The 14,384-nt window shown below is 46.9% G+C and carries 10 protein-coding genes, 1 tRNA gene and 2 pseudogenes; 11 read left to right on the top strand and 2 right to left on the bottom strand.

Features of this window, described 5'->3' with window-relative positions; translation table 11 throughout:
• The first annotated feature begins 8 nt into the window (after nucleotides 1-8).
• From VEZ52_RS11490 to VEZ52_RS11470, 5 genes are read left to right on the top strand one after another with little or no spacing between them, the layout of a single operon-like run.
• Entirely contained in the window at nucleotides 9-1,049 is a 1,041-nt protein-coding gene (locus VEZ52_RS11490) for a glycosyltransferase family 2 protein (protein WP_324836930.1), read from the top strand.
• A 29-nt stretch (nucleotides 1,050-1,078) separates the two neighbouring features.
• Nucleotides 1,079-2,581: a hypothetical protein gene (locus tag VEZ52_RS11485; RefSeq protein ID WP_324836929.1), complete on the top strand. Its 1,503-nt coding sequence runs from the start codon at nucleotides 1,079-1,081 to the stop codon at nucleotides 2,579-2,581.
• Nucleotides 2,559-3,491: a hypothetical protein gene (locus VEZ52_RS11480; protein ID WP_324836927.1), complete on the top strand. Its 933-nt coding sequence runs from the start codon at nucleotides 2,559-2,561 to the stop codon at nucleotides 3,489-3,491. The genes VEZ52_RS11485 and VEZ52_RS11480 overlap by 23 nt, the downstream gene beginning before the upstream one ends.
• A 1-nt stretch (nucleotide 3,492) precedes the next feature.
• On the top strand, nucleotides 3,493-4,560 hold the full coding sequence (locus tag VEZ52_RS11475; protein ID WP_324836926.1) for a hypothetical protein: 1,068 nt from the start codon (nucleotides 3,493-3,495) through the stop codon (nucleotides 4,558-4,560).
• A gap of 17 nt (nucleotides 4,561-4,577) precedes the next feature.
• The gene (locus VEZ52_RS11470) at nucleotides 4,578-6,299 is read left to right on the top strand and encodes a thiamine pyrophosphate-binding protein (protein ID WP_324836924.1); all 1,722 of its coding nucleotides are present in this window, start codon (nucleotides 4,578-4,580) and stop codon (nucleotides 6,297-6,299) included.
• Nucleotides 6,300-6,464: 165 nt separating this feature from the next.
• Here the strand turns inward: VEZ52_RS11470 and VEZ52_RS11465 are convergent.
• Nucleotides 6,465-6,990: pseudogene (locus tag VEZ52_RS11465) on the bottom strand (transposase); the annotation flags it as partial.
• A 53-nt stretch (nucleotides 6,991-7,043) separates the two neighbouring features.
• Between VEZ52_RS11465 and VEZ52_RS11460 the strand changes: the two are divergent.
• Both VEZ52_RS11460 and VEZ52_RS11455 read left to right on the top strand, forming a co-directional pair.
• Nucleotides 7,044-8,276: pseudogene (locus VEZ52_RS11460) on the top strand (IS3 family transposase).
• 256 nt (nucleotides 8,277-8,532) lie between these two features.
• Complete coding sequence (locus VEZ52_RS11455; RefSeq protein WP_324836923.1) at nucleotides 8,533-9,381, top strand: hypothetical protein; 849 nt, start codon at nucleotides 8,533-8,535, stop codon at nucleotides 9,379-9,381.
• A gap of 318 nt (nucleotides 9,382-9,699) precedes the next feature.
• On the opposite strand, the gene VEZ52_RS11450 is transcribed toward VEZ52_RS11455, so the two are convergent.
• Nucleotides 9,700-9,784 (bottom strand) — tRNA-Leu (locus VEZ52_RS11450).
• 117 nt (nucleotides 9,785-9,901) lie between these two features.
• On the opposite strand from VEZ52_RS11450, the gene VEZ52_RS11445 reads away from it, so the two are divergent.
• The 4 genes from VEZ52_RS11445 (at nucleotide 9,902) to VEZ52_RS11430 (ending at nucleotide 13,719) form a co-directional block, all read left to right on the top strand.
• The gene (locus VEZ52_RS11445; protein ID WP_324836922.1) at nucleotides 9,902-10,960 is read left to right on the top strand and encodes a DUF1786 domain-containing protein; all 1,059 of its coding nucleotides are present in this window, start codon (nucleotides 9,902-9,904) and stop codon (nucleotides 10,958-10,960) included.
• A gap of 85 nt (nucleotides 10,961-11,045) precedes the next feature.
• Nucleotides 11,046-12,344: a phenylacetate--CoA ligase family protein gene (locus tag VEZ52_RS11440; protein ID WP_240825551.1), complete on the top strand. Its 1,299-nt coding sequence runs from the start codon at nucleotides 11,046-11,048 to the stop codon at nucleotides 12,342-12,344.
• Between the two features lie 18 nt (nucleotides 12,345-12,362).
• Nucleotides 12,363-12,971 carry a DUF456 domain-containing protein gene (locus VEZ52_RS11435; protein ID WP_324836921.1) on the top strand — a complete coding sequence of 203 codons (609 nt, stop codon included), beginning with the start codon at nucleotides 12,363-12,365 and terminating at the stop codon, nucleotides 12,969-12,971.
• Between the two features lie 7 nt (nucleotides 12,972-12,978).
• Complete coding sequence (locus VEZ52_RS11430) at nucleotides 12,979-13,719, top strand: RNA methyltransferase (RefSeq protein WP_324836994.1); 741 nt, start codon at nucleotides 12,979-12,981, stop codon at nucleotides 13,717-13,719.
• Nucleotides 13,720-14,384: the final 665 nt, after the last annotated feature.

The raw sequence follows: 14,384 nt of genomic DNA, 5'->3' as shown, positions 1-14,384 counted from the left end.
GGTGCGAGATGTCACTACCATCAGTTTCTGTAATCATCCCAGCCCATAATCATGAATTATTCGTTGAAGAAACACTACGCTCTGTTTTTCGCCAAGAATATCAGAATATAGAATTAATCGTTATTGATGATGGATCAATTGATAATACACTTCAAATAATCAACAAAGTTAAAGCGAACAGCGGACATAGATTTAATAGATTTGTTGTCTGTGGGCAAAAAAATTCTGGAATTACTGCAACGTTAAACAGTCTTCTTTCACAGGTTCGCGGTGATTATGTTCAATTTTGTGCATCCGATGATTTTCTTGAACCATCTATTGTAAGAATATTTGCTAGCTTTTTAGCTAATAATCCAGATTATAATTTTGTTGTTGGTGATAATTACTTTGTTGATGAAGGTTCATGTAGGGTGGCATGGAACTCGTGTGGTCAGGTTGTGCCTTTAGGCACGCCTCGATCCTATGCGACATTTTGTCAGTTCCTGCAAAAGATCAATCAACATGCTGATTTTAAGACCAATGCTTTTGGCACATATGCTTCTTTGCTTTTGGGAAATTATATTCCCAATGGTTTTATGATTCGCACATCAGCATTGACTGAAATTGGTGGCTTCAAAAAAGAGGCACCTCTTGAGGATTGGTATCTCGTTATGCAAATAGCTAAACTTGGAAAGTTAAAGTATTTAGATGAATGCTTATATAACTATAGGTCTCATGCTACAAACACTATAAAGAAACATGGTATTATGGATAAGTATTTTATAGATACACTCAAGTACGAAATAGCTCTTGTTGCTCAGAGTAAGGATGAGAAAATGATAGAACTTGCAGAGGCTGCAGTTACAAAGAATAAAAAAATTTTATCAATGTGTAGTTACATTTTAGTCTATTTTAGGAAGCGAATCGACAAATATTATTTATGTATCTTAGTAAATAAACATGATTATGTTGTTGAGATTACCAGATTTATTTCGGCTAAAAAAATTTTTGCAATAAAACGCTTTTTAAAATTTTTTTGGTTTAAAATTGCGATTTTTACAAGTAAATAATTTAATATATTAGGAGAGTTGGAGGAAGTATGAAGCAAGTTTTTATAAAATTCGCCAAATTTATGATGCGCCAACTGGTATTCTATCGTTTCATTCATGGCATCTCTATATGTTTACCGCATTGTCGCATAACTGACTATGAAAGATTTCCTTTTTTACTAAAGGTTTTTTATGCTCTCTCGGGTCACATGCGAAACTCAGTGAATTTGTTTTGTTCATCCGACCGCGAGCATTGTGTACATTATTCCCTTTTACCCACCATAAGAATTTTATTTGAAAAAAATTATGTTAATTATGCGCAAATATTACTTTTCGTGTGCGAAGAATATTTTCTGTCGAAGCGCACTGAAAAAGACTTTGAAGACGTTCTAAAAACGTTTTCTGATTCTGCCATTAATGCCGGCAAACGCTTTCGCGAGGCCTTTCCCCTACAGAAAAGCTCAGGCAGTCGTGTAAGTTTTGTTTCGCCATATGTGGCATATTCTGGATATGAGGTAATCTTGGGTCTTGGGAAATCTCTTGCGCGCTTCAAGCCTAGAATGACTTGTTTGGGAGCATTTGATGTGCGGGGTCAAATAAAAATCTCTGATCTCTTTAAAATTTGTGGGTATGAATATATAGAGGCTCATTCCTCAACATATAATCTTTTTACGTTGAGAAATCTTGTCCAAAAAGAGAAAATTTCTTGTGCGATTTGGTGCTTGCCGCCTTTTCATATGTTTTTCTTATTCTCCTTTGGCTTGGCAGAAAAACAAATTTGGTTGTCCCAATATTTACGGCCGAACATAAATTTTGAGTATTTGGACGATGTGGTCACATATGGTGGAGCTGGAACAATATTTTCGAAAAACTTTAATGAAAAAACATGGAAAGTACTCCCTCAAACTAGCGTAATTGATGGTATAAATTTAAATCCCAAAAAATATTTGTTTACTCCTGCGCGTACTGAAAAAATTAAGCAGCCTGAGTTCCTCCAGTGTGTTACGAAAATCCTTAAAATGGATAAAAGCACACATTTCCTGTGGACTGGATATCATTTTGATCGCGAGATAGATCAATTTTTTTGTGACAACGGACTTTCAGATCGCAATTCATATATCCCCTGGATGGATCAGATTCAGCTAATGATGGCAATCAGATTTAGTTCGCTTATTTTATCTTGCTTCCCCCTATCATTAGGTACTGTTGAAGAGATTGCGGCGTATTATAAGGTGCCGATTGTATCGATGTATGATGATGAGTTTAACTTGTATTGGCGTGATATTTACTGGGAGGCTTTGAATGGGAATGAATATTTAAAAAAGATTTGTATAGATGATGATGGAATTTCCAAAATTTTTGTTTGCAATAATAGCGATGATTATGTTGCGGCTGCGCTGAGTATTCTTACAAACGAAAAAATTAGAGAGCAATACATTAATGTTTATTACGAATCATATATGTACACTTACATTAATAATAACAATGATCTCTCTGGTTTTTTTGAATCATTAATTAATGGAGGCTCCTGTGAAATGGTTAAAGAAGGGTAAAATTTGTGATGCCAATAGTTTTGATTTGAGTTGGTACAAAAAGAATACAATGGTTCCTTTGCCATATCAGATAAGCAAAGATGTTATTAGGGTTTATGTAACATTTTGTGATGATATGAATATTGGCAGGATCGGTTATGTTGATGTTAGTGCAAATAATCCTTCTGAAATTTTGTCTTACAGTCAAAAGCCCCTTGTAGATATCGGGAATATTGGTTGTTTTGACGATAATGGAGTTGTCACGGCTTCTGTGCTTAGAGATGGTGATATTTTATATCTTTACTATTCTGGATATCAATTATGTGTAAAAGTGCCATATTTGATTTTTGCTGGGGTGGCTGCAAGTCATGACAATGGGAACACTTTTACAAAGATCACAAATTCTGTTCCAATGTTAGATCGGATTTCAGGTGAATGTGGCACCCGTTGTGTTCCTTTTGTTTTGAAAGATAATTCTAAATATAAAATGTGGTATACAGCTGACTTTGGTTCTGGCTGGGTAAAAAAAGAATCTAAATTGATGCCTCTATACGACATGAAATATTGCGAGTCTTTTTCCCCTGTGAATTGGGCAAATGTGCCGGTGAGTACTTCTGTTTCCTTCAAAAATGACGATGAGCATGGAATTGCTAAATGCACCGTATGGCAAGAAGATGGCTTGTTTAAAACAATCTATTCGATTCGTTCTCTTTCAAATGGATATCGCCTTGGATACGGTGAGAGCACCGACGGACATTCATTTGAGAGAAAAGATGAATTGATTGGAATAGATGTTTCGCCTTCAGGATGGGATTCTGAAATGATTGCATTTGCTGAGAGAATTGAATGTAATGGAAAAGTTTATTTGTTTTACTGCGGCAACCATTATGGTCTAGCTGGAATGGGCTATGCAGAATTGTTAGAGAAGTAATATGAAAAAAATTATTATCACTGGTGCCGGAAGTGCTCAGTCCAATGGTGTAATAAATAGTTTACTCATGGGTAATGGCGGTGAAGAAATTATTGGCTTGGGGGCAATGCCAGAAGAATTGGTAATGTGCAACGCACATAAAAAATATTTGATGCCATACGCTAAGGAAGAGTGCTATAAAGAAAAGTTGCTTTCAGTCCTAATTAAAGAAAAGCCGGATATGATTCATTTTCAGCATGACTTTGAACTTTCTGTCGCCGTACGCTTTCGAGACGAAATTGAAGCGATTGGCGTGCGGATGCTTGTTCCAGATAACGAAACAATTGATACATGTGTCCATAAATATAAGAGTTGGCTTAAGTTTAAGGCTGCCGGAATAGTTGTTCCAGAAAATTTGGTTTTGAAAAATAAGGCTGACTTAAAATACGCCTTTGATCACTTGGGCAATGAGGATGGAACCATCTGGCTTCGTTCCATGTCTATTGGTGGTGGAGGGAAAGGTTCTTTGCCAACAAGCGACCTGGAAGAAGCCTGCGATTGGATTGACCGCTGTCATGGATGGGGTGATTTCGTAGCCGCCCAGCTATTAACAACGCAGACTGTTACTTGGCTTTCAATTTGGCATGCTGGTTCACTCGTTGTCGGGCAGACGCGCCGAAGGAAATCATGGGCACATAGTTCGCTCAGTCCATCAGGCATAACAGGTGTTACAAAGGTTGGTGAGACTTGGCATGATGAGTCTGTTGACTCCGTAGCCATTAGCGCGGTTAAGGCTGTTAGCGCAGTTCCTCATGGGATTTACGGTGTTGACATGACATATGACAAGAATGGTATTCCCAATCCAACAGAGATTAATATCTCAAGATTTTTCACTACCGTGCAATTTTTCAGTGAAGCCGGACTGAACATGCCTGTAATTCTCAAGGACATTGTTCTTTACAATAAATTTCCTAATCTTCCCAGGGTGAATAATCCTTTGCCTGATGGGCTGTTGTGGTTGCGGGGCATGGACTGCGCCCCAATGCTCACGACAGAAAAAAGAATCAATGAGCAGCTTCTAATAGCATAACACAATAGGACTGCGTCATGAAAATATCTGTAGCCGAGTATGTTGCAAAATTTATCATAAGCAAAGGTGTAAGGCATTTTTTTGGATATCAGGGTAGCGCGGCCCTCAAGCTTATCGATGCTATGTGTACTGAAGGTATGACCTACTGCCAGTCATATCACGAGCAGGCTGCCGCTTTTGCTGCTGACGGCTATGCTCGAATATCTGGTAATATTGGTGTAGCCGTTGCAACATCTGGTCCAGGCGCTACAAATTTGCTCACTGGCATCGCAGATGCCTATTTTGATTCAGTTCCATGTATTTTTATTACAGGTCAAGTTGACTGTAAGTATCTTATAAGGGACAAGCGCATACGGCAAAGCGGTTTTCAGCAAGTAGATATAGTCTCTATAGCTCAGCCTATTGTTAAATATGCTGTAACGGTAATGGATCCAGAAGATATTTACTTTGAGCTAGATAAAGCTTGGAATATTGCAACTAGCGGTCGTAAAGGGCCAGTATTGATTGATATACCATTGGACATTCAATTTGCAAATATTGAAAATAAGCAGATTGAAAACGCCGCTCCTATTGCAACGATGGCTGCGATCCCAGACGTAGAAGATGTTTTAAATGTATTGGCAAATTCAAATCGCCCCTTGATACTTTGTGGGGGAGGTGTACGCCAAGCCAACGCTTGTGGATTGGCAAGCAGTATTATTGCTGCAACAGGAATTCCAGCAATTTCCACGCTGTGTGGGCTTGATGCAACAAGTGATATCATAAGTTTCTCTGGAATATTTGGGCGTTCGGATGCAAATTTGCTTCTGGATAACGCGGATACGATTTTGGTGTTGGGATCTCGATTGTCTGTGCATCAGTTAGGGAAACAAGTTAAATCATTTCCCAGAGGCAAACTGATTCAGATCGATATAGATCCTGATGGGTTATATAAAAATACTTTGCAAATGCAGACTATTCGCGCGGATTTGTACGATTTTTTGTCGCAGATGGTGGCACTGCAGCTCTCACGGTCAGTGGTTTCACCTGATAGGTTTAGTTGCTGGCGGGCTCAAGCAAATATCTGGACACAACGTTATGCAGATAATGTGCTTGTGAATGGAGCTGGTGCGAACGGCATTGATCCCGTTTTATTTTGTCGCCAGATTTATAGAATGATGCCAGAGGATACAATCTACTGTGCAGATGTAGGACAAAATCAGATGTGGGCTGCCCAGGCATACATTGCAGGCGGATCCCGTCGTTTGCTCAATTCTGCAGGGCATGGAAGCATGGGTTTTGCATTACCAGCGGCAATTGGGGCCAGCTATGCAGCTCCCTCTCGCACAGTTGTTGCATTTATTGGTGATGGTGGCTTTCAAATGAATTTGCAAGAGTTGCAGTTTATACATGATAAGAATATGCCAATTTTATGTATAGTTTTTAATAACAACACGCTAGGGATGATGAGAGCACAGCAAAAGAAATACTTCAGTGAGCATTATATTGGATCTTCAACGGAGTATTATAGTTGCGTAAATCTTAAAAAAATCGCAGATGCATATGGCATAAAGTATTTTCATGTGACTGAGCACTCGCATGTTGAGATGCTCCAAAGCTTTATTGGGAAGACTCCTTGCCTCATTGAGGTCTCTCTACATGCTGATGCAAAACTGCTCAACAGGTATGACGAGCCAGAAATTTTTTCGCAGAATTCTATATGCAACCAAGTTCATTTTGAGAAAGCAGTTCGTTGCTGAGTTAGATGTAATGTTCCGGTAGATTGTTCACCCGCAAACTATCCAAAAGATATACCCATGCCTGCATCATTTTACGCGCTTAGGAAGATATTCCGCCTAATTTATATAATTTACTCTAACGCTATTGCGTTCCTTGTGGGCAAGCTGGCGCTCTAAGAAGTGGGTTCACTTCTTCGGACCAGTCAACGGCAACACCAAGGAGGACAGTTTCATTGGTGTTGCCGCGCATATAGGGCTAATCAGAGGTGGCACTCCCTCTGGTTTGTGCTGCTGATATATCTCCATCGGCTTTCTGCCGTCAAAGGTCTTCGGACGCCGGTTATTGTAGAAGCCAAACCACCATGCCAGGATCCGCCTGAGCTCGCTCCCTGTCTCTATCTTCCGCAAATACAGGCATTCATATTTCAGAGAACGCCAGAGACGTTCGAACATCACGTTATCCATCCAGCGGCCTCGGCCATCCAGTGAGATGCGTGCTCCGGTCTCCCTGAGCGTCTTCGTAAACTCGTAGCTCGTAAACTGAGAACCCTGATCCGTATTGAAGATTTCTGGTACACTGTAGCGGTTCATTGCATCCTCCACCAAGTCGGTCACACAGAAATCAGCACCCATGGCGTTCGACACGCGCCAGGGAGCATCGCTCGGCTATGCCAGTCCATAATCGCCAAAGGTACAAGAAACCGCGCTGGAGTAGTCCCCATTTCGACCGGCTCCCCCTCTAACTAGGGAGGAGGTGCTGGAATTATGTCTGGAACTATTGCTAAAATAAGCTCAACGGTGGAGATAGTAAACATAACGCCTCGTCGCCGTTGGTCTGTTGGCGAAAAAGTTCGCCTGATAGAGGCCAGCATGGCCCCAGGCCAGTCGGTTTCCCTGGTGGCACGAACGTATGGCGTTGCTCCGAATTTGCTTTACCGCTGGAGAAAGCAGATGAGTGAAGGCGGCAAAACAGCCATTGAAGCAAATGACGAGGTTGTCAGCGTTGCTGAAGTAAAGGCTCTTAAAAAGCGAATCCGTCAGTTGGAGCGTGTTCTCGGCACAAAACACTGGAAGTGGAAATCCTCAAAGAAGTCGTTCGCATTGGCCGCGAAAAAAACTCATCTCGCGACTGCCCTTGTCCGGCGTGGAGGATTTCCAGTGAAACGGGTCACAGACGCCCTGGCGGTGTCCCGATCCAACACATACGAGAGTATCTGCAGCCTGCGGCCTCGTCCCGAACGATACAACAAAGCGGAAGACGCATTCCTTCTACCGCTGATCGTCGAACTTTTGGGCGGACGCCAGACCTGTGGCTATCGTCGTATCCAGCTGCTGCTTAATCGGCAACTGATTGCCGGTGGGAGCACTCCGGTCAACCATAAACGTGTATACAGGATAATGAGACAGAACAACCTGTTGCTGGCACGGTTTGCTGGCAGCCGGCCTGACAAAGCTCACACGGGCAATGTTTCCACACTACAAAGAAATCAACGTTGTGCTCTGACGGGTTTGAAATTGCCTGCGGCAACGGTGAGCGGGTGCGTGTAATTTTTGCCTTGGATACATGCGACCGGGAAGTGATGGCCTATTCCGTCACCACTGGCGTGTATAGTGCTGACATGGCGCAAAGCGCCATGTTGGCATGCGTTGAAAAACGATTTGGAGATGTCAAAACATTGCGGCCAGTTGAATGGCTCTCCGACAACGTCTCCTGCTACATGGCAAGAGAAACAATAACTTTTACCGCTGCGCTGGGCGTCGTCAGCAGGTTTACTCCAGCTCGCAGCACCCAAAGTAACGGTATGGCTGAAGCTCTCGTCAAAGCATTCAAAAGGGATTACGTCTTCTGCAATAATCGACCGGATGCCAAAACTGTGATGGCGCTACTCCCTTGCTGGTTTGAAGACTATAATGAAAATGCCCCCCACAAGGCCCCTGCGGATGCTTTCTCCTCGTGAGTTCATCCGTTCATTGCAAAACTTGGAGTGTCCGGTTTAGCGGGGGCAACTCCAGTGTGGAGGGTCGTATTCCTTTTGTCGAATATAGGTCGCTCTTGGGCTTGTTATCAGCGGTGCACTGGCACGGGGCAAGACAGAGAACACGCGATTGAAGCAAAAAGAACCCTCTACCAACCCACATGCTATTTTTTGACAGTCCATCCCCAACGCTACGACTGGAACGCACGAGCTTCAAATATTATTACTTTCAAGATAATATTTCCGACTTGGCAAATCGAGTAGGAGTTAATTCTGCAATGAAACGAAGCCAGCTAATGCAAAACAAATGCAAAATATATTCAAAGATGATACTAAGCTCATTACTCATTGTTTTTATGGGAATTACTGCTTGCGGTGTGCATGTTGCTGGTGGAAGAAAATTAACACCAAGTGTATACTATACTATTGAGAGTGACAATGGATGGTATATATTTCAGCACACTAAAGGTGAATGGACATATGGACAGAGTTTTTATTATTTAACTAATGATTTTTCAAATAAAGATTTGCTTGTTATTGGTAATAAGCACACGAATAACGCATTCCTTGCTGAATACTCAGATCCCACTTCTCGGGTGGTTATATACGTGGCCACTGGTGGGTATGAGCCAAGGCAAGGGGTAAAATATGATATTTTTGATAATGTAATTGACACAAATTTGTATGATAATTCCGAGTTATGCAAAGAGCTAGATGTAGAAAGAATAACAGTCGCATTTACCCCAGTTGATATGATGTTTGACAGCGGTTCGGTTAAGTTTGAAGTAAAAGGCCAAAGTATTCAGGGCGATGAGATCGCAACTCCTTTTAATGGAATGCTCAGTAAGGCAAAAAAATATCCGCCACAAACGTATAACCTCAGCACCCTTAGATACTCTGAAAGATTTGAGCCCGTCCTTGGTGGTGGAACCATAAACAGGGATTTTAACCATCCAACATTTAGCTATAGATTCAATCTGACATGCAGAGATATTGAGAACTCAGTATTTATCATTGATGGATTATCAAGTAATGGGGAAAAGGTGCCTCCACTTAAAGTTCGCATAAGATACTATGATTTTTCAAAAGTTCCCTCATATGATGGAATGAGACAACAGGCTCAATAAGCAGCTCATAAGTGCAATCTAGCCCCCATCAAAAAGCTTGAGGGCTTTGTCTTGCGCTTTAGCATGCGAATGCTGGTATCAGAAAGAGGCATGGGGATCGCCATCACAAGGGCTGGCAAAGCAGGAAAAAGAGGGCGGCGCCTGGAACAAGGTTTCTGTTGGGGGGCAGAATCTTGCTCTACCGCAAAAACGGGGGCATAGCGTCCTCAAGAAAGAAGAGCAAGTCAGAATCGTTTGAACTGAACAGAAGGCAGAAAAGAAGAAAGCCCGCTAAGCTGTCAGCTTAACGGGCTTCTTTGAACTCTTTCTGAGTTCAAATGGTGCCGAGGGCGGGACTCGAACCCGCACGAGAATCCTCACTACCCCCTCAAGATAGCGTGTCTACCAGTTCCACCACCTCGGCGCGAGAAGATGTACTACGGCAAACTGAAACACTTGGCAAGCTTTTTTTTCAAAAATTTATCAAGACTTGCGCTTGAAGGTTGATACAGGTAGATTTTTTCGTTCAGGAGAGGTGAGTATGGACGAGATAGTGCAAAAGTTTTTGCGTGGCACAGGGCCTGTGCTGTGCGTGGATATAGGCAGCGGCACGCAGGATGCCCTTTTGGCCCGCCCCGGCCTTGAGTGCGAGAACTGGCCGCGCTTCGTTTTGCCAGCGCCAGCGCGGCTCGTTGCGCAGCGCATCCGCGAGTTGACCCTGCTCAAGCGCAATATATGGCTTTACGGCGCCAACATGGGCGGCGGCTTTACCCAGGCCATCAAGGAACACCTTGCAGCGGGCCTTTCTGTCAGCGCAACAGCGGCGGCCACGCGCGGCATTCATGATAATGAAGAAGTCGTGCGCAGCATCGGCGTTGAGGTGCGCTCCAATTGCCCTGAAGGCAGTGTGCCGGTTTTTCTCACCGATTATTCGCCGGAATTCTGGGGTGGGCTGCTGCGTCATGCGGGGCTGCCCCTGCCGCATCTGGTGCTGACGGCTGCGCAGGATCACGGCTTTCATACCCACGGCAACCGTCAGGCGCGCATGCGCGCATGGACTGAACTACTGGGCGCATCTTCTGATCCCCGGCGTTGGATATACGAAACGCCCCCGCCATCGTTGACGCGTCTTGTGCCCCTGCACGATAAAACAGGCGGCCCGGTTGCGGACACTGGGGCCAGTGCGCTGCTCGGCGCATTGTGCGACAAGGAAGTGATGGACCGCAGTTATCGGCAGGGCATCACGGTCATCAACGTGGGCAACGGGCATACCGTGGCCGCGCTGGTATACAAGGGACAGGTGCGCGGAATTTATGAGCACCACACCGGCATGCGTACTCTGGAGCAGTTGCTGGGTGATCTTGAACAGTTCCGCAAGCATTGGCTGCCCACAGAAGAGGTGCAGGCCTCCGGCGGGCACGGCACTGCTTTTGGCCCGTACTGTGAAGAAGCCGGCGGTTACGAGCCAACCTACATCACCGGGCCAAAGCGCGCATTGCTGCAAGGGCAGGGGCGTTTTCTGGCCCCTCACGGCGATATGATGATCGCCGGATGTTTCGGCCTTATCTGGGGATGGGCGCACACCCGGGCCGGAGGGTAGCTTTTTGTTCCCGCCACGGCGGGTGATTACGCATTATAAGCTGGCGCGCCTCGGGGGCGTTGCGGCATGAAGCTGAGGAGGCGGCATGGAATTCTTTGATGAGGCGGAGTGTTGGAGCAGGGATCAGATTGAACAGACCCAGCTTTCGCGGCTGAGAAGCACAGTGGCCCAGACGCGCAAGTGCGACTTTTATCGTCAGCGCCTGGACGAAGCGGGCGTCGGGCCGGATTCCATCCGCAGTCTGGATGATCTGCGGCGCATCCCCTTTACCACAAAGCAGGATCTGCGTTCCCAGTATCCCACGGGGCTTTTGTGTGTGCCGCAGTCCGAGATAGTGCGCATGCACTGCTCCAGCGGCACCACCGGTTCGCCCGTGGCCATCTGCCACACGCAGAACGACATCAATTCCTGGGCCGACCTCATGGCGCGCAGCATCCACATGGTTGGCGTGCGCCGGGACGACGTTTTTCAGAATATGTCCGGCTATGGGCTGTTCACGGGCGGCCTTGGCATCCATTTTGGCGCGGAGCGTCTGGGCTGCATGACCATCCCCGCCGGTGCGGGCAACTCGCGCCGCCAGATCAAGCTTGCCAAGGACTTCCGCACTACGGTGGCTCACATCCTGCCTTCGTATGCCCTTATTCTGGGTGAGCATCTGCGCAACATGGGCGAAGACCCGCGCCAGTTCCCCCTGCGCATAGCCCTTGTGGGCGCGGAACCGTATACCGAGGAATTCCGCCGCCGCATCGAAGACCTTTTTGACATGAAGGCCTACAACTCCTACGGCCTGTCTGAAATGAACGGCCCCGGCGTGGGCTTCGAATGTCTGCATCAGGCGGGCATGCACCTGTGGGAAGACGCCTATATCCCTGAAATCGTCGATCCCGAAACTGGCGAGCCCATGCCCGAGGGCGAAGTGGGCGAACTTGTCATGACCTGCCTGTGCCGTCAGGGCATGCCCATCCTGCGGTACCGCACCCGCGACCTTACGCGCTTTTTGCCGGGCGAATGCGCCTGTGGCCGCAAGCACCGCCGCATAGACCGCATCCTTGGCCGCGCGGACGACATGTTCATCATCAAGGGCGTCAATATCTACCCCATGCAGATTGAGCAGGTCATCATGACCTTTGCCGAAGTGGGCCAGAGCTACCTGATTCTGCTTGAGAACGATGGTCTTGGCGACGTCATGCGCGTGCAGATTGAAATCCGCGACGAGCATTTTGTCGAAGACATGCGCGTATTGCAAAACCTGCAAAAGGCCATTGCCGCGCGTCTGCGCGACGAAATCCTCATCACGCCCAGGGTGGAGCTTGTGGAAAGCAACAGCCTGCCGCGTACCGAGGGCAAGGCCGTGCGCTTGCAGGATATGCGCAACAAAAACTAACAGCGACCGGAGTGCCGCATGGATTTTCTGCCTTTTCCCCTGGCTTCATTGCTGGCCGGGGCATTCATAACGCTGCTGTGCTTTGTGCTGCTGCTCAACATCTTTGGGCTGCCCGCCAACTGGGTGCTGCTGGGGCTTGTGGCGTTGTGGAAGGTGGTGCATCCCGGCGCGACCTCCATGGATGTCTGGTTCTGGATCATGATGGTGGGCATGGCCCTTGTGGGCGAAGCCCTGGAAATGGGCATGCAGATACTCAAGGCCAAACGCTATGGCTCCAGTTCTTCCGGCACATTTGCGGGGATGATTGGGGCCATAGCCGGGGCCATTCTGCTTGCGCCGCTCTTTTTTGGGCTTGGGGCGCTTATAGGCGCGCTTGCTGGGGCGTGGACAGGCTGTTTTGTTGTGGAGCACCTCAAGGGGCGCCCCCTGCGCGAGGCTCTGGACGCGGCCTTTGGCGCCATGATGGGCCGGTTCCTCGGCACAGTGTGCAAGTGCGGCGCAGGCGGGGCCATGCTGGCTCTGGCTGCCGGACGTATCTGGCCCAAGCTGCCGCCGGAGCTTTCCCCGGCTTTTTCTCCAGAAGCTCCCACGCAGGTTTTTATGACGCTGCTGCGGGGCCTGTGCTGAGGTTATGATGCTGCTGCAAGGTCTTGAAGTTGTATTGGTCAAAACGCGCTTTCCTGAAAATATAGGCATGGCTGCCCGCGCCTGCGTCAACATGGGCTGCCCCGCATTGCGCCTTGTTGATCCGGAACGGTGGGACAGGGAAAAGGCGCGTCCTCTGGCCACGCCCAAGGGGCAGGATATTCTGGATGCCGTAGAAGTGCATGAAGACGTGGCGCAAGCCGTAGCCCAAAGCGCATTGGTGTTTGGCACCACCGCGCGCGTAGGCGGCTGGCGTCAGGCGCTGCTCTCGCCGGAGCAGGCCGCGCGCGAGGCCGCAGCCGTGCTCGCCAAGGGCGAGAAGGTTTCTTTTGTTTTTGGCCCGGAAGACCGCGGCCTTAACAACGATGAGATCATGCATTGCCACCGCTTGGTAACTATCCCCACGGATCCGGCTGCCAGTTCGCTCAATCTTGCCCAGGCCGTGCTGCTGCTCAGTTACGCCTGCGCCAATGCCGTGCGTGCCCTGCAACACGGCGAAAGGCAGATAGAAATGCCGCGCGGCGGCAAGGTGGCAACTGCGGCAGAGCAGGAGCGCTTGGTGGAATCGCTTAAGGATGTGTTACTGCGTCTTGATTATCTGCACGGTGACAACCGTGATTATTTTTTGATGCCCTGGCGCAGGCTTATTAGTCGGGCAGGACTATTACGGCACGAATATGATGCCCTCATGGGACTGTGCCGTCAGGTGCGTAACAAACTGCCAGACTGATTTTTTTTATGCAGGCTTTTCAAAAGCTCGTTCTTGCTCCCCATACATGGCACAATGCTGTGGGGACGCAGGAACGGGCTTTTTTTATTGAGCGCAATGCTGACTTGCAACTTTTTTTCTTTTTTCTACGACACAGGGCAGAGCCCGCTAATGGCTCAAAAAGTCTGACTAGTTGAAAAAAAATTCACAATCATTAGAGCGAAGGGTTAGCGCTAACACACCAGATTTAAACGTGATTTTTTTTCTACGCAACAAGCAAACAAGTTGAACCCATTGACCATACTCAAGTATCTGATACCATAAACGTATATTTTGTGTTATCTGTTTTATGCAGAGGAAATCGTTTTTTCGTAATTAACTTGACCTGTGGCCTATTAATTTTTTTAACCATGCCGTTAAGGAGAGTGAAGATCACTTAGTCTCTAATGAAGCTGGCCGTAAGCCCCGTGCAGAGTTTTTGCACTCTGAGGGTGAGCGCTGGCGGCTGGTTATGCACCGGCCACATGGCGTTATGATACGGTAAATTTTGTGGTGGACGTTTCTGGCAAGGAGAATGGCATGCGTTGGACTATTGCGCACACATATGTCGGATCGCTATTCGGCGCGCTGATTACATGCTGTGGCGTTGTGCTTTTTGTCTCAATCTACTTCATGAAAGTTCCGAT

This window comes from Desulfovibrio sp., assembly GCF_035644575.1.
Taxonomy (GTDB): Bacteria; Desulfobacterota; Desulfovibrionia; order Desulfovibrionales; family Desulfovibrionaceae; genus Desulfovibrio.
Note: the sequence above shows the minus strand (reverse complement) of the source record. Positions and strands in the feature narration are given on the sequence as shown.